At 55.7% G+C, this 15,893-nt stretch carries 15 protein-coding genes; 8 read left to right on the forward strand and 7 right to left on the reverse strand.

Features of this window, described 5'->3' with window-relative positions; genetic code table 11:
• Positions 1-83 precede the first annotated feature (83 nt).
• The 7 genes from ABWH92_RS13415 to ABWH92_RS13445 all read left to right on the forward strand — a co-directional run bounded on the left by ABWH92_RS13415 (position 84) and on the right by ABWH92_RS13445 (position 7,028).
• Positions 84-1,589 carry a Do family serine endopeptidase gene (locus ABWH92_RS13415; RefSeq protein ID WP_375569150.1) on the forward strand — a complete coding sequence of 502 codons (1,506 nt, stop codon included), beginning with the start codon at positions 84-86 and terminating at the stop codon, positions 1,587-1,589.
• A 12-nt stretch (positions 1,590-1,601) separates the two neighbouring features.
• A complete protein-coding gene (locus ABWH92_RS13420) occupies positions 1,602-2,936 on the forward strand; it encodes a replication-associated recombination protein A (protein ID WP_375569152.1) in 1,335 nt (444 codons plus the stop codon).
• Positions 2,937-2,948: 12 nt separating this feature from the next.
• The gene (locus ABWH92_RS13425; protein WP_375569154.1) at positions 2,949-3,356 is read left to right on the forward strand and encodes a fluoride efflux transporter FluC; all 408 of its coding nucleotides are present in this window, start codon (positions 2,949-2,951) and stop codon (positions 3,354-3,356) included.
• Positions 3,353-4,378 (forward strand): RluA family pseudouridine synthase, encoded by a 1,026-nt coding sequence (locus ABWH92_RS13430; protein ID WP_375569156.1) that lies wholly within the window; start codon positions 3,353-3,355, stop codon positions 4,376-4,378. Before ABWH92_RS13425 ends, ABWH92_RS13430 begins: the two co-directional genes overlap by 4 nt.
• A complete protein-coding gene (locus ABWH92_RS13435; RefSeq protein ID WP_375569157.1) occupies positions 4,375-4,605 on the forward strand; it encodes a hypothetical protein in 231 nt (76 codons plus the stop codon). Before ABWH92_RS13430 ends, ABWH92_RS13435 begins: the two co-directional genes overlap by 4 nt.
• On the forward strand, positions 4,598-5,401 hold the full coding sequence (locus tag ABWH92_RS13440; RefSeq protein ID WP_375569159.1) for an ATP12 family chaperone protein: 804 nt from the start codon (positions 4,598-4,600) through the stop codon (positions 5,399-5,401). The genes ABWH92_RS13435 and ABWH92_RS13440 overlap by 8 nt, the downstream gene beginning before the upstream one ends.
• Before the next feature lie 97 nt (positions 5,402-5,498).
• Complete coding sequence (locus ABWH92_RS13445) at positions 5,499-7,028, forward strand: acyl-CoA carboxylase subunit beta (RefSeq protein ID WP_375569160.1); 1,530 nt, start codon at positions 5,499-5,501, stop codon at positions 7,026-7,028.
• Here ABWH92_RS13445 and ABWH92_RS13450 read toward each other — a convergent pair.
• Entirely contained in the window at positions 7,025-7,756 is a 732-nt protein-coding gene (locus ABWH92_RS13450; RefSeq protein ID WP_375569162.1) for a DUF1624 domain-containing protein, read from the reverse strand. The two genes, ABWH92_RS13445 and ABWH92_RS13450, sit on opposite strands and share 4 nt — an antisense overlap.
• A gap of 100 nt (positions 7,757-7,856) precedes the next feature.
• Here ABWH92_RS13450 and ABWH92_RS13455 point away from each other — a divergent pair, with 100 nt between their 5' ends.
• A complete protein-coding gene (locus tag ABWH92_RS13455) occupies positions 7,857-9,866 on the forward strand; it encodes an acetyl-CoA carboxylase biotin carboxylase subunit (protein ID WP_375569164.1) in 2,010 nt (669 codons plus the stop codon).
• A gap of 2 nt (positions 9,867-9,868) precedes the next feature.
• On the opposite strand, the gene ABWH92_RS13460 is transcribed toward ABWH92_RS13455, so the two are convergent.
• From ABWH92_RS13460 to ABWH92_RS13485, 6 genes are read right to left on the reverse strand one after another with little or no spacing between them, the layout of a single operon-like run.
• Positions 9,869-10,702, reverse strand: coding sequence for a sugar phosphate isomerase/epimerase family protein (locus ABWH92_RS13460; protein ID WP_375569166.1), 834 nt, complete (start codon positions 10,700-10,702; stop codon positions 9,869-9,871).
• Positions 10,703-10,705: 3 nt separating this feature from the next.
• On the reverse strand, positions 10,706-11,866 hold the full coding sequence (locus ABWH92_RS13465; protein ID WP_375569168.1) for a dihydrodipicolinate synthase family protein: 1,161 nt from the start codon (positions 11,864-11,866) through the stop codon (positions 10,706-10,708).
• 3 nt (positions 11,867-11,869) lie between these two features.
• Positions 11,870-13,021: a Gfo/Idh/MocA family protein gene (locus ABWH92_RS13470; protein ID WP_375569170.1), complete on the reverse strand. Its 1,152-nt coding sequence runs from the start codon at positions 13,019-13,021 to the stop codon at positions 11,870-11,872.
• Positions 13,022-13,066: 45 nt separating this feature from the next.
• The gene (locus tag ABWH92_RS13475; protein WP_375569172.1) at positions 13,067-13,783 is read right to left on the reverse strand and encodes a TetR/AcrR family transcriptional regulator; all 717 of its coding nucleotides are present in this window, start codon (positions 13,781-13,783) and stop codon (positions 13,067-13,069) included.
• The gene (locus ABWH92_RS13480; protein WP_375569174.1) at positions 13,776-15,314 is read right to left on the reverse strand and encodes a tripartite tricarboxylate transporter permease; all 1,539 of its coding nucleotides are present in this window, start codon (positions 15,312-15,314) and stop codon (positions 13,776-13,778) included. The genes ABWH92_RS13475 and ABWH92_RS13480 overlap by 8 nt, the downstream gene beginning before the upstream one ends.
• Positions 15,314-15,826: a tripartite tricarboxylate transporter TctB family protein gene (locus tag ABWH92_RS13485; RefSeq protein ID WP_375569176.1), complete on the reverse strand. Its 513-nt coding sequence runs from the start codon at positions 15,824-15,826 to the stop codon at positions 15,314-15,316. Before ABWH92_RS13485 ends, ABWH92_RS13480 begins: the two co-directional genes overlap by 1 nt.
• Positions 15,827-15,893 lie beyond the last annotated feature (67 nt).

Here is a 15,893-nt window from a genome sequence, read left to right on the forward strand (position 1 = left end):
AGGGCGGCCTTGGAGCCGCCCTTCTTTTTGCCTAGATTTGTGCTCCGTGAGCGCGGTGAGTCGAGATGTTTAAGGAGACCAGAATGGGTGCGATCCGCAGGTTGGCCGTCGTTGCGCTCGTGGCTGGTATCGCGCACGCGATGCCTGCTCAGGCGCAGAGTGATTTGCCAGAGCGGCTGCTTGATCTGTTCATCAACAATGCACCGGTTTTGCTGGAAGAGTTGAACGAGGGGCAGGGTGAACCGACGCAACTGACTCGTGAAGCACCGCAAAGTCTTCAGCAGGTGCAACTGTCCTTCGCACCGGTTGTGGATTTGGCCGCTCCTGCCGTGGTGAATGTTTATGCAACTCGTATGGAGCAAGTGCGCGATCCATTTGCGCAAATGGATCCGTTCTTTCGCCGCTTCTTTGGCGACCAGATGCGGCCTCGTCCGCGTGAGCGGATGGCGTCCTCCCTCGGTTCCGGTGTGATCGTTGACAGTTCAGGGCTCATTGTCACCAACAATCATGTCATCGAACAAGCAACAGATGTTCGCGTTTCCTTGTCGGACCGCCGAGAGTTTGCCGCTGATATTCTCATCCGGGATGAACGTACCGATCTTGCTGTGCTTCAGGTTCGTGACTTGGACGAACCACTACCTGCGCTGTCCATTGGTGTGTCTGACGATCTGGATGTCGGTGACGTGGTGCTCGCGATTGGCAATCCGTTCGGTGTCGGTCAAACGGTAACCCAGGGTATCGTATCGGCGCTTGCTCGTACGCAAGTTGGGGTGACGGATTTTCAATTCTTCATTCAGACCGATGCAGCCATCAACCCGGGCAATTCCGGTGGCGCCCTCGTTGACTTGTCCGGGCGCTTGGTCGGTATCAACACAGCAATTTTTTCTCGATCTGGTGGTTCGAACGGCATTGGCTTTGCGATCCCAACGGAGATGGTGAATGTTGTGCTTGGTGAAGCAGCCAGCGGGGCATCCTTTGTTGCGCGCCCTTATCTTGGGGCTGAAGTGCAGGCTGTGACATCTGCCATCGCTCAGAGCCTCGGTATGCGCCGCCCACGTGGTGTGCTGGTGGCTGATCTCGTGCGCGGCAGTCCAGCGGATCAAGCTGGTTTGCGGCGTGGTGACGTTGTGGTGTCGATCGATGGCGCGCAGATCGAAGACCCCGATGCGTTTGCCTACCGCTTTGCGACTAAAGGTATTGGCGGGACGACCAGTGTTAGGGTCATCCGTGATGGCCGCCGCCGCGATCTCACGATTTTTCTGGTGGGGCCGCCCGAAACCGTGCCGCGTGATCTGCGTTTGATTGAGGGACGTTCACCTTTTTCAGGCGTTGAAGTGCTGAACCTTTCACCTGCTGTTGCGCAGGAGTTTGGCTTTGATCAAACCGAAGGTGTCATGATCGTTTCAGTGCAACCGCGGTCTATCGCCAACCAGGTTGGTTTTCGTGAGGGCGACATGATCATGCAAGTGAATGACCGTCGCGTTGGCAACACGTTCGACCTTGAGCAGATCGCGTCTGCCCAAAACCGTGCCTGGCAGATTGTTTTTGAGCGGGATGGGCGCATTCGTTCCGCTATGTTGCGGTTCTAGGCTTATGTCACGATGAATGATCTTTTCGGTGCTGCAGAGGAGGCAACGCCTCATCGCACGCCATTGCCCGAACGTCTGCGTCCGACCACACTGAGTGATGTTGTTGGACAAGAGGAACTGCTCGGGCCTGATGGCAAGCTGACACGTTTGCTGGCAGCGGTTGAACAAGGTGGTGCTTTGCCGTCCCTGGTGCTTTGGGGGCCGCCGGGCACTGGCAAGACAACACTTGCCCGGTTGATTGCCTCCCATCTTGGCGACGATACACGTTTTGTGCAGCTGTCAGCGCTGACTAGCGGTGTGAAGGATCTCAAAGCTGCTTTTGATGGTGCTCGTCTGGCGCGTGGCCACGGTCAATCAACGGTTCTTTTTGTTGATGAGATTCATCGCTTCAACAAGGCCCAGCTGGACAGCTTTCTGCCCGTCATGGAAGACGGAACGATCACACTGATCGGTGCAACGACCGAAAATCCATCCTTTGAGCTGAACCCGGCACTGCTTTCACGCTGCGATGTTTTGATTCTGCAATCCCTGGAACCTGATGATCTGGTCACTTTGGTTGGTCGAGCGTTAGAGGCATTGGGCAAATCTGACACGGTGGATCATACGGCCAGACAGGTGATCGCAGATCGCGCGGATGGGGATGGCCGACGGTCTATCGCGCTGACCGGACTGGTGATTGCGGGGCAAGGAGACGACGCATCCCTTTACAGCGCAGAGGCAATTGCGGAGCGCTTGGGCATGGCGCTGGCTCGCTACGACAAGGATCGCGATGGGCACTATGATCTAATTTCCGCCCTGCATAAGAGTGTCCGAGGATCCGATCCGGACGCTGCACTCTATTGGTTTGCCCGCATGTTGGAAGGCGGCGAGGACCCTTTGTTTCTCGCCCGACGGATCATCCGGATGGCAAGTGAAGACATCGGGATGGCTGATCCCACAGCTCTGCAAACGGCTATTGCGGCACGGGATGCTTATCATGTGCTTGGCAGCCCGGAGGGTGAGCTTGCCATTGCTCAAGCTGTGGTGCACGTCGCAACAGCGCCTAAGTCAAACGCGACCTACACCGCCTACAAAGCCGCTCGAAAACTGGCCAAAGAGGGTGGCTCATTGGCGCCGCCCTCAGAGATTCTCAATGCGCCGACCAAGTTGATGAAAGATATCGGTCGCGGTTCAGGCTATATCTATGATCATGACACGCCTGATGCGTTTTCAGGTCAGGCGTATTTTCCCGAGGCTTTGGGTCGCCACACTCTCTATGATCCACCTGAGCGCGGCTTTGAGCGTGAACTTGTCAAGCGGCTGCGATACTGGCAGGGCTTACGAGACTCAAAACATGACGGAGAGTGATCGGCGTTGGCCTTGAGCGTGGCAGCCTTGGTGTTTGTTGGTGGTGGATGCGGTGCACTCGTCCGCTATGGGTTGGTACGCGTCTCTGAGAGCGCTCTGGGAACGGACTTCCCCTATGGCGTTTTTGCCGCCAACATCGTTGGGTCCTTTATGATGGGAATGCTTGCCGGTTGGTTGGTTGCGCGTGGTGGTGGGTTTGGCCCTTTTCTCGATATGTCTGGCCATGATGCCGCCAAAGCAGCTTTGGCGACGGGATTGCTTGGCGGCTTTACAACCTTTTCGGCCTTCTCGCTGGATGCGGTGCGGCTTTGGGAGTCTGGAGCGCAGAGTGCAGCTATCGCTTATGTTGCGTTGAGCGTTGCGCTTGCCATAGCGGCGCTGATCGCCGGTTTGGTGCTGGTGCGAGGTGCGTTGGCATGAGTGGTGTCCAGACTCGCGAGGTGGCCAGCGATGAAGACGGCATGCGCCTCGATCGCTGGTTCAAGGAGCACTATCCAGGTTTGGCCTTTGGAGCGCTGAACAAGTTGCTGCGTAAGGGGTCCATCCGCATCGATGGTGGCCGGGCAAAGTCCAACGCCCGTCTTGAAGCTGGTCAGACGATCCGCGTACCGCCGATGGAGGCTGAGGCGCTAATGTCGGCGCCTGCCAGACCAGATGATGAGACAGTCCAGGCGCTCAAAGACATGACACTCTTTGAAGACGATATGGTCCTCGTGCTCAACAAGCCTTTTGGTTTGGCAGTTCAAGGTGGGCCAGGATTGTCAAAACATGTCGATGGCATGCTGGAGGCACTGCGCGACAAACAAGGTCGCAAACCACGGCTCGTTCATCGGCTAGACAAGGATACCTCCGGCGTTCTTATCGTCGCCAAAACCAAGGGCGCGGCGTCTTCTCTTGCGGCTGCGTTTCGGGCGCGCACAACGAAGAAAGTCTATTGGGCGCTGGTACGCGGTGTTCCAAAGCCACGCCAGGGGCGTATCTCAAGCTATCTCGCCAAAGGCGATGAGGATGCTGCGCCTGATCTAAAAGAGCGTATGAGGATTGCCAAGCATGGAGACAGCGGTGCTGATCACGCGCTAACGCTTTACAATGTCTTGGAGACAGCGGGCAGGGGACTGACATGGGTAACACTTAGACCTGTCACCGGCCGAACCCATCAGCTGCGGGCCCATGCCAATCATATTGGCCATCCGATCATAGGTGACCCCAAATACTTTGATGTTGAAAACTGGGAGTTACCGGGCGGTATCCAAAACCGTTTGCACCTTCATGCCCGCCGCTTGCTAATTCCACACCCAAAGGGCGGGCAGATCGATGTCACAGCACCGCTGCCGCCGCATATGCAACAAAGCTGGAACCTGCTTGGATTTTCCACCCAAGGCATGGGTGAAGAGGAAGATGATGCCTGGGAGACCCAGGCCATGCGTGGAACCAAACGGTGATCAATGAACTGATCCTATGGGGAGCTTTGGCGGTTCTCATCGCTTTGATGGTACTGGCTGTTTGGGCCGGTCGTCGCGGTTTGCATGCGCTAGGCGTGGTTGGGCCTGGTGGTAAGTCAGCGTCGCACGACAAACAGATGGCAGAGTTGGTTGTTGAGTTGCGCCGTCTCAACGGCAATCTTGAACGCCTTATTGAAGAGCCGGGTAAGAATCAGATTGATGAGTGATAAAACTTCGCCTTTTGACGCGATCTTCACCGAAACCGGCCTTGATCCCAATGAAGCAGCGCAGCGTACTATGCGCCCAGATTTACCAAAACGGTTCTGGAAAGAAGCCTCGGTTGATGAACGCAATGGTGTCTTTCACGTTCTGCTTGATGGTCGTTCCGCCAGATCGCCGGGGCGCAATACGTTGGCATCACGCCACTTGCAGATAGCTGAGCGCATGGCCTTGGAGTGGAATGCTGTTGGTGAGCAACTCGACCCGTCACTCCTGCCGCTGACCAAGCTCGTCAATGTTGCTCTTGATGGCGGGACAGACCATCGCGAAGCGCTGCTAGATGAGGTTCGTTCCTACGCTGGCACTGACCTGCTTTGTTATCGTGCTGAACGTCCGCAAGGGTTGGTGGACCGTCAGTCCACGGTTTGGGACCCTTATCTTGACCGTTTGAAAACACACCACCGTATCACCATGAAGCAGGCCGCTGGCGTGATGCATGTGGCGCAAGACGAACCGATGTTGGATGCCGTACGAGCGCTTGCTGATAGAAGAGCTGGTGATGCTGAGGCTGTCGCAGCTCTAGTTTTGGCGACAAGCTTGACGGGGTCTGCGGTTTTGGCGCTCGCCCTCACCGAGCCCGGTATGGATGACGGGCGCGCCAAGACCATTTGGCAGGCAGCGCACGTGGATGAAGACTGGAATCGCGCTCAGTGGGGCGAGGATGCCGAAGCAACTGCGCTGCGAGAGACACGTTGGCGCGATTTTGAGGCTGCGGCCTTCGTTCTGTCCGTAACGCGCAGCTGAATCCCTCACGAGTTGCGCCCTTCGGATGGCTGGACATGCTGCGGTGCACTGGTAAGCGATAGTGCCATCACGTTCTTACCGAAGGCAGGGCTGTTTTATGAGTGTGCTTGATGAGTTGGAAGCGCGGCGCGACCAAGCCCGTCAGGGTGGCGGTGCGCGACGGATCGAAAGCCAGCACAAAAAAGGCAAGCTGACGGCGCGCGAGCGTCTATCGGTGCTGCTGGATGAAGGATCCTTTGAAGAGTACGACATGTTCGTGCAGCATCGCTGCGTCGACTTTGGCATGGCTGATAACAAAGTCTCTGGCGACGGGGTGGTAACCGGCTGGGGCACCATCAATGGCCGCGTCGTTTATGTGTTTGCCAAGGATTTTACCGTCCTTGGTGGCTCGACCTCCGAGGCGCATGCAGAAAAAATCCACAAAATCCAGGACATGGCGCTGCGCAACCGCGCGCCTATCATTGGCCTTTTCGATGCCGGTGGAGCTCGTATCCAGGAGGGCGTTGCATCTCTGGCCGGTTATGGCGGTGTTTTTGATCGCAATGTGCGCGCGTCAGGCGTCATCCCACAGATATCGGTTATCATGGGACCGTGTGCCGGTGGGGATGTCTATTCTCCAGCCATGACGGACTTCATCTTCATGGTTCGTGACACGAGCTACATGTTTGTGACGGGTCCTGATGTCGTAAAGACGGTCACCAATGAAACCGTGACTGCGGAGGAGTTGGGTGGTGCAAGTGTACATGCGACCAAATCGTCCATCGCTGATGGCGCTTTCGACAATGATATGGATGCGTTGTTTGAAGTGCGGCGCCTGATCAACTTTCTGCCGGCGTCCAACACTGCCGAGTTGCCGGAAGTTCCTTGCTATGATGATGTCCACCAGCAAGATGACAGTCTAGACACCCTTGTGCCGGCCAATCCGAACCAGCCTTATGATATGAAAGAGCTGGTGCTGAAAACGCTCGATGATGGCGACTTTTATGAGCTTCAAGCCAGTTTCGCTGGCAACATCATTACTGGGTTTGGACGTATTGAGGGATCACCGGTTGGTGTGATTGCCAATCAACCAATGGTTTTGGCTGGTGTGCTCGATAGCGACGCAAGTCGCAAAGCGGCCCGGTTCGTACGCTTTTGCGATTGTTTCAGCATTCCCATCGTAACGTTTGTCGATGTACCTGGGTTTCTGCCAGGTACCGCTCAAGAGTACGGCGGCCTCATCAAGCACGGTGCAAAACTGCTTTATGCCTTTGCTGAGGCCACCGTTCCCAAGATCACTGTTATCACACGCAAGGCCTATGGTGGTGCCTATGTGGTGATGTCTTCCAAACACATCGGTGGTGATCTCACCTATGCTTGGCCATCCGCAGAAATCGCCGTTATGGGGTCAAAAGGCGCAGCAGAGATCCTCTATCGCCAAGATCTGGATCAGCCGGAGAAGATTGCAACACGCATTGCAGATTACGAGGAGCGGTTCGCCAACCCCTTTGTTGCAGCAGAACGTGGCTTTATCGATGATGTGATCCTGCCGCACTCAACGCGTCGCCGAGTGGCCCGTGGCCTCAAGCTGCTTGCGTCAAAGCAACTGGACATTCCGTGGAAGAAGCATGATAATATTCCACTTTAATATATCGGTGTAAGTTCTTGATATAAATATATTAATCCAATCAAAATTGGCTGGTGTACCAGGTAGATCAGAAGGCTGCGACGGCCCATCCATGTGAGTGGATCGCGCGCTATGGCCGCTGGTGACGGCGCGCGTGACGCCAGCCACGGCAGCAGAAACTGTTTGCCGATAGCAAATCCTAAGAGCCCGGCAGCAAGCCAAGGCACAACAGGGACCCAATCTGCGGTGATCGGCGCGCGTGTGCCTAGACCGAGCCAAATCAGGGCCGGGTTGTTGAACTCTGGTATCGCCAAGCTGGCGTTGACCAGAAGAACGACAGCGCCCAACGCAGCAGCCAGGAAAGCATGTCGCGTTGCGACGAGCGCGATGACGAGGCTGGCGACGGCGATATGATGAAGGATACCAAAATAGATTGGGGCTTGTGGCAATGCGACGAAGCTTGCTGCTGTTACCAACAGCGCAGCGCCAGCAACGATGATCGTGCGTTTCCAAAATGACCGTCTTTGGAGCAGGGCCATGTTGTCCATCGCTGCGGAGAGCGCAAGCGATACTCCGCTGATTGTCAAAAAGGACCCGGCGATAAGCTGCGCGGACAAGCGCATGATGGCATCGCGTTCTGCTGTCCAAGTTAGCAAGCCAAACTGAAAGCCATCCCAGATCGCGTGGTAGACAATCATCGCGACCAGAGCGAGGCCACGTGCTTTATCGAGCAGTCCAAAGCGCTGCACTGTTGGTTGCGAGCTCTCTATTTTCCTCACCTTTCGGTCAAGTTGCCCGGTGTTGTGCAACGCAGTAATGAGGTGCATCTGCCTAGCTGGGAGCTGCCTCGTGTTCAATGCCATCCTTATCGCCAATCGCGGCGAAATTGCTTGCCGCGTCATCAAAAGTGCCAAGGCGCTGGGGATCAAGACTGTAGCTGTGTATTCTGACGCAGATGCCAGTGCGTTGCACGTCAAGATGGCCGATGAGGCCGTGCATATTGGCCCGCCACAAGCGGCGCAGTCCTACTTGCTGGCCGAGAAAATCATTGAAGCTTGCAAAGCAACCGGCGCAGACGCTGTTCATCCAGGCTACGGTTTCCTTTCGGAGCGGGCCAGTTTTGCCGAGGCATTGGCAGAGGCGGGAATCACCTTCATTGGCCCCAACCCGCGAGCTATCGAAGCGATGGGCGATAAGATAACCTCAAAAAAGGTTGCTGCTGACGCCGGTGTTTCCACCGTCCCAGGCTATCTGGGAATTCTTGATACACCTGATGACGCAATCCGCATTGCCGATGAGATCGGTTATCCGGTGATGATCAAGGCATCAGCGGGTGGCGGCGGTAAGGGCATGCGTATTGCCTATTCACCAGACGAAGTACGCGAAGGGTTTGAACGCTCGCGGTCAGAAGCAGCCTCTTCCTTTGGCGATGACCGACTGTTCGTTGAGAAGTTCATCGAAAATCCGCGCCACATTGAAATTCAGGTGTTGGGAGACAAGCACGGCAATTGCGTTTACCTCGGCGAGCGCGAATGCTCCATCCAGCGGCGCAACCAAAAGGTCATTGAGGAAGCCCCGTCTCCGCTGCTTGATCCAGAAACGCGCAAGCGCATGGGCGAGCAGGCAGTCGCTCTTGCCAAAGCAGTTGACTACGATTCCGCTGGCACAGTGGAATTTGTGGTTGGCCAGGACAAGAGCTTCTATTTCTTGGAGATGAACACCCGTTTGCAGGTGGAACACCCTGTGACCGAGCTCATCACCAGTGTTGATCTGGTGGAGCAGATGATCCGTTCGGCGGCTGGCGAGCCCCTATCGATCACGCAAGACGATGTCACATTAACCGGCTGGTCGGTTGAGTCCCGTGTTTACGCAGAAGACCCAGTGCGTGGTTTCCTGCCATCGATTGGGCGGCTAACGCGCTATGCGCCACCCGAGGAAACATCCGATCCCGAGCAGACCGTACGCGTCGACACTGGTGTTGTGGAGGGGTCTGAAATCTCCATGTTCTACGACCCGATGATCGCCAAGCTCGTAACCTACGCACCAGATCGGGCATCCGCTATCGCTGCGATGGAAGAGGCACTTGATCGGTTCCAGATCGATGGCATCCAACACAATATGGGTTTTCTCTCAGCGCTGATGATCCACCCGCGATGGAAGTCAGGTGAACTGACGACCAACTTCATCGCTGAAGAGTTCCCCAATGGGTTCACACCGCTGGAGCCAAGCCGTGATGAAGCACTTGTCTTGGCAAGTGCCGCTTTGGCGATGGAAGTTGTGGAGCGCAAACGGTTGGATCACCTTACCGGTCGGCTTCGCCCGCATCAGGGCGGTATTCGCGATAGCTGGTCAGTCTTTTTGGCTGGAACGCGCTATGATGCCGATGCTCTAGCGGGAACAACTCTCCCGCCCGTGGACTTGAAGGTTACGCTGGATGGCGAGGACGTGGCTATCACATCTGGCTGGACGCCGGACCAAAGCCTTTGGCTTGGAACCGTGAATGGGCAGCAAGTTGCCGTACGCATCAAACGCAACGGGCACAGCCGAATGTTGGAGCGGCGAGGGGCGCAAGTGCATACGCAGGTGATGCCACGGACGAATGCTGACCTTGCCGAGCTGATGCCAGAGAAAGTTGCCCCGGACACGTCTAAGTACCTTCTGTGTCCGATGCCAGGTCTTGTCGTGTCGCTTCACGTTGCCGAAGGCGAAACGGTTCAGGTCGGCCAGCAGCTTGCCATCGTTGAGGCGATGAAAATGGAAAACATCTTGCGAGCTGAGCGCGATGCCACCGTGAAGTCGATCAAAGTTGAGGCCGGTGAGAGCTTGGCTGTCGATCAGGTGATGATCGAGTTCGAGTAGCGCTAACTGGCTGTTCGACCGCGTTCAACCAGTGTAGCGAGCACGTCATCGGCGTCGCGTTTCCACCAGTTTTCTGCGGAAAAAATCTCTATCTCGTTGAGACCTGTGAAACCAACCGCCTCGACCTGCTCGCGAATAGCTTTGATGTCGATAACGCCGTCACCCATCATACCGCGATCAAGCAGAAGATCGTTGGTGGGCACGAGCCAGTCGCAGATGTGAAATGCGAGCATCTGTTCTTTTCCAGCGCGCTTTATCTGCGCTGAAAGATCAGGGTCCCACCACACATGGTAGACGTCGCACGCCACACCCATGGCCCCTGTTCTTCCAGGATCCAGTTCGTCGCAGATATCAAGGGCCTGATTCATCGTATTCACGCAGGCGCGATCCGCGGCATACATCGGATGTAATGGTTCGATGGCGATCGGCATGTTAACGGTCCGCGCATAGTCCAACGTTTTGGCGAGACCGTCGGTGACGATGGATCGTGCATTTGCGATGTCTTTGGAGCCATCGGGCAGCCCACCAACCACCATAACCAAGCAAGCGGCTTCAATGGCGACGGCCTCATCGACGGCGCGTTTGTTGTCGTCCAAAACATCATCGCTGAGTGCTCCGTCGGCGGTGAACATACCGCCTCTGCAAAGGCCAGACACTCTAAGGCCGGCGTCTTTGATCATACGTGCGCCTTCATCAACACCAGTTTCTTGAAGCTTGTCACGCCATGGTGCAATGCCGCCGATGCCATGCCGCACGCAACCATCAACACACTGACGAAGGTTCCACTGTGGCCGCACAGTGGCGGTGTTGAGCGAAAGGTCAGAAGCGCTTGGCACGGGTTACACCTCAATGCCGCGGGCAGCAAAAACGGGTCGAGCACGCGCGGCAACACGCTCAGGGTCGGTGAACAGGTTGGCGCTGTTTGCTAGGCGAATAACATCAGCCAGATGCAACGTCGAGCGTGCTGATTCCTGGCCGCCGATCATCGTGAAATGGTCTTGATGCCCATTGAGATAGGCCATGAAGACAACGCCAGTTTTGTAGAAGCGCGTGGGTGCTTTGAAGATGTGACGTGACAGAGGAACTGTTGGTTCAAAGGCGGTTTTATAGGCTGGTTCGTCGCCTGAGCTTAATGCTCCGAGAGCTTTTGCAGCCGCGCCAGCAATTGGATCAAAGATGCCAAGCAGCGCGTGTGAGAAGCCTTCTTCATCGCCTGCGATGAGGTCTGGATAGTTGAAATCGTCGCCTGTGTACATTTTCACGCCATCAGGAAGGCGTCGGCGCATGGCAATCTCTTTGTCTGCCGAGAGCAGCGAAATCTTGATGCCATCCACCTTGGCAGCGTTTTCAGCGATGACGCTTAGGCCGGTATCCATGGCTTGCATATGGTCGTCGGAGCCCCAGTAGCCCTCCAAGGCTGGGTCAAACATCTCGCCCAGCCAGTGCAAAATGGCAGGTTGAGACAGTCCACCAAGGATGCGTGTGTAAACACGCACATAGTCGTCCGGTGACTTGGCTGCTTTTGCCAAGGCACGCGAGGCCATCAGAATAATGCGGCCACCCGTTGCCTCGACAGCTTCGCATTGCATTTCATAAGCAGCGATCACGTCATCAATGGTCACATCTGGGCCAGGCAACAGATGGTCGGTGCCCGCGCCGCACGCGATCAAATGACCACCTGCTTTGGCTGCTGATACCGAACGTTGAATGAGATCCAGCGATTGGTTCCAATCCAAGCCCATCCCGCGTTGGGCTGTGTCCATCGCTTCGGCTACACCAAAGCCGAGCGACCAGAGATGCTCACGAAAAGCCAGAGTGCGATCCCAGTCTATGATCGGATCAAGCCACGGATCACTGTCGGCTCGCGGGTCCGCCACGACATGAGCGGCGGCGTAGGCAATTCGATTCCAACCAAGTGGCGAGCGCGCCGGGGTTGGGCCAGCGGTTAAGTGAACAGGCTCGATTGTTCCATCGGCTGTGGGAAGATGAAGCGTGGCCACCGGTTACCCCTCAAGTGCCGGTACATCGAGCCAGCGGCGCTCTTTCCAGCTTTGGACGCCAAGCTCTGCCAGTTGAACGCCCTTGGCTCCTTCAAGCAATGTGTAGCTCCAAGGAGCATCCTCAGCGACATGGCGAAGGAATTCTTCCCACTGTAACTTGAACCCGTTGTCAAAGACTGCGTTGTCAGGAACCTCTTCCCAATCATCAAAGAAGTTCATGGTTTGAGGTTGGTCGGGATTCCATACCGGCTTGGGCGTGTTGACACGTTGTTGCGAAACACAGGAATGCAAGCCCGCCACAGCTGATCCATGCGTGCCATCCACTTGGAAAGTGACCAGATCATCACGGCGCACGCGCACGCACCAGCTGGAGTTGATGTGAGCGATGATGCCGCCTTCCAACTCAAATGTTGCATAGGCTGCATCGTCTGCGTCAGCTTTGTAGGCGTTTCCGTTTTCGTCCCAGCGCTCGGAGATATGCGTGGCGCCAAGGCAAGAAACAGCCTTCACAGGTGCAACCACATTGTCGAGCACATAGCGCCAGTGGCAGAGCATATCAGAAATGATGCCGCCGCCATCCGCAGCACGATAGTTCCATGACGGTCGCTGGGCAGGCATCCAATCGCCTTCAAACACCCAATAGCCGAACTCGCCGCGCACCGAGAGAATACGTCCGAAGAATCCGGAGTCCCGCAAGCGCTTCAATTTCTTCAAGCCTGGCAGGTCAAGCTTGTCGTGAACAATTCCGTTTTTGACGCTTTTGGATTTGGCGTAGGTCGCTATGTCGAGAGCCTCACTTAAACTCTCTGAGATTGGCTTCTCGCAATAGATGTTTTTGCCAGCGTCTATGGCTCGCTTGAGAAGCTCAGGACGTAGCTTGGTGGAGGCTGCATCGAAAAAGAGTGTGTCGTCTGGGTTGGCCAATGCTGCATCAAGGTCGGTTGTCCAGCGCGCCACATTGTGGGCTTTGGCAACAGCTTCGACCTTATCGGCGTTGCGACCAACAAGAACAGGATCAGGCACGAGATAGGACCCGTCGGATAGAAGTACGCCGCCCTGGTCGCGAATGGCCAAAACAGATCGGATGAGATGCTGGTTCATCCCCATGCGGCCGGTGATGCCGTGCATGATGATGCCGATACGCTGCGTTCTCATTTTTTGGCTCCTTAGGTAAGCAACTGGAATGTCGGGGGAAGACGGTTAGTCTTTGGGGTCGGGGCGTAGGAAACGGATGACCATTTCGCCGATGTCGTCGCTGCGTTGATCGAGCCATGCATCATCAATCGGTGCGTGGAAAACGGCACGCAGCGTGTGCATGTTGGAAATCGGGAAGTAGCAAAGCGAGGCGATCGAAATGTAGAGATCGGTTGGCGCAATGCCGGGTCGAAACACGCCCATGGCCACGCCACGATCAAGCAAGCTACGTAGCTCATCCGTCAATGGTGATTGAATATCGGCGACATCTTTGATCTGCCGGATCGTCTCACCGCCGCGGAGATTTTCCGTGTTGAGCATGGAGATAAACCAGGGTTTTTGCATAAAGTGTCGCAATGTGAAATCGACCAGATCGCGGATGGCGGTTTCAGGGTCTTTGTGATCCAGATCGAGATCACGTTCACCTTCACGAATTTGCACATAGGCTTCGCGAAGAGCGGCTGCATAAAGCTGATCTTTGTCGCCAAAGTAGCTGTAAATCAAAGGCTTGGAGACACCCGCACGCTCGGCGATCATGTCAATGCGCGCGCCTGCATGGCCATAGGTTGAGAACTCTATCAGTGAGGCATCCAAGATAGCACGTTTGGATCTTGCCGCATCGCGCTTCTGGCTCTGCGCTGGCTTGCGGGCGGTTCGCACCGAGGATTTGCGAGACGACGCAGCGCGGGTTTGTCGTCCGCTGATGGGCAAGTTTTTAGCCATCGTTTGATCTCTCTGCTTCCCGTTGCAAAACGCGGTCGAGTGCACGGCTGATAGCGTTGCGGACGGCGGGCACGCCAAATGCGATGCTTAGGATGATAATGATGACGAACACTGCGGAGATTGGCCGCGTGAAGAAGGGGGTGAGGTCGCCATCGCTGAGCGTGAGGCCGCGCCGCAGACTTTTGTCGAGCAAAGCGCCCAGAATGATGCCGAGTACCAGCGGTGCCATTGGGTAGTTCATCTGGCGCAGCACAAAACCAATCAAGCCAAACACCACCATGACCCAAATCTCAAAGGTACGTTGGGTGAGCGCGTAGGGTCCGATAACGCAAAGGGTGAAGACCAAGGGCATCAAGATTTCACGCGGCACTTTGAGCACCAGGACAAAAATACGCGTCAAAAACAAACCAAAGATCGCAATAGCGATGGTTGCAAAGATCAGCATTACCGCAACCGAATAGATAAAATCGGGCTGCTCGATCATGATCATCGGGCCAGGGCGCACGCCATGAATAAAGAGCGCGGCGATAAGGACCGCCGCTGGTGCTGACCCTGGCACGGCGAGGGTAAGGGCTGGGATCAAAGCGCCCGGCACGACGGCGCTGTTGCCGGTCTCGGCTGCCGTCAGGCCTTCGTAGGAGCCTTTTCCGAAGTCAGCGCGTTCTTTGCTTGTGCGACGCGCAGCAGCGTAAGAAGCCCATGCGCCGATATCCTCACCAACGCCGGGGATGATACCTACCAGCGTTCCAATGACACCTGATCGAGCGATGGTGAATTTGTAGCGCCAGAGATCGACGAGTTTGGGTAAGATTCGGTCGCGCTTATCAGCTGATTTCACAACTCTTGCTTTGGCCCGCCACATAACAGTGAGCACTTCGGCAAAACCGAAAGCGCCCACCATTGCAGGAATGAGGCCAATGCCACCGTTTAGCTCCGGCACACCAAAATTGAAGCGAATGTGAGCGTGGATCCCTTCTGATCCAATCATCGCGACCATCAGCCCTATTAGCCCAGCGATATAGCCTTTGAGTGGGCTGATGCCTCCGGTCAGTTGACCAGAGATAACGATGCCAAAAACAGCAAGCCAAAAGAATTCAAAGGAACCAAACCTCAGCGCCGCCTCGGCGAGGGGTGGCGCCAGCATGACCAGCAACAAGATGCCGACCATCGTGCCCATCGCTGATCCAGCGGTCGCCAACGCCATTGCGTAGCCAGCACGACCTGATTGGGCTAGTGGATAACCATCCAACGCAGTTGCCGCACTTGCAGGTGTCCCCGGAATGTTGAGCAGGATGGCGCTGCGCGAGCCGCCATAAATCGCTCCCACATACATGCAGATGAGCACCGTGATCGCTGCATCGCGGTCAAGCGTATAGGTGAGGGTGGTGAGCAACGCGACCCCCATCGTTGCGGTCAGTCCCGGTAGGCTGCCAACAAAGATGCCAAGCAGTGTTGCCCACACAACATGGAAGAGCATCTGGCCTGTCGCCATCTGCTGAAAGGCTTGGAAAAGGGAAAGAAGGCCGTCCATCAGGGAAGGCGAACCAAGAAGCCGTATTCAAAGAGGCTCGCGATTGCATAAGCCCCCATAATTCCGAAGCCTATTCCAAAAGCGATGCGCTTGACATGATCGCTTGCCGATCCATCGCGTTTCCAAGTGAAATGCGTATAAAAAACAGCGATGTAGATAGCGGTAGCTTGCGCAAACGGTAGTGATCCAACAAGAGCTAGCGCGTAGATCACACTGTAGCTGGCCGCGAAAAACAAGTCGCGATTGGAAGTGATTGGATCGTCGGTCTGATTGAGTGCTTCATCAAATTGCGAGGCGGTTGAAGGCCCAACAGTTTTTGCGAGCTGTGATTGCGCCGCGATGTGTAGCGCACGTGCTGAAAGGAATAGCAACACCGAGCAGAGCATCATAGCCAAACCCAGAATCATTGGTACCAGACCAGGGATAGAAGCTGGATGGATCTGACGAATTTCAAGCCGATCCATTGTGTAACCGCCGATCAGCATTGCGACCCCTACAGCAAAGAGAATCACACTTGTCCAACGGTCTGCGGTAGCGCTGTCTAGGGTCATTTGGTTTCTGGTTCGCTAGGGAGACTTA

Origin of the sequence: Ahrensia marina (assembly GCF_042140245.1) — a bacterium.
Taxonomy (GTDB): Bacteria; Pseudomonadota; Alphaproteobacteria; order Rhizobiales; family MH13; genus MH13.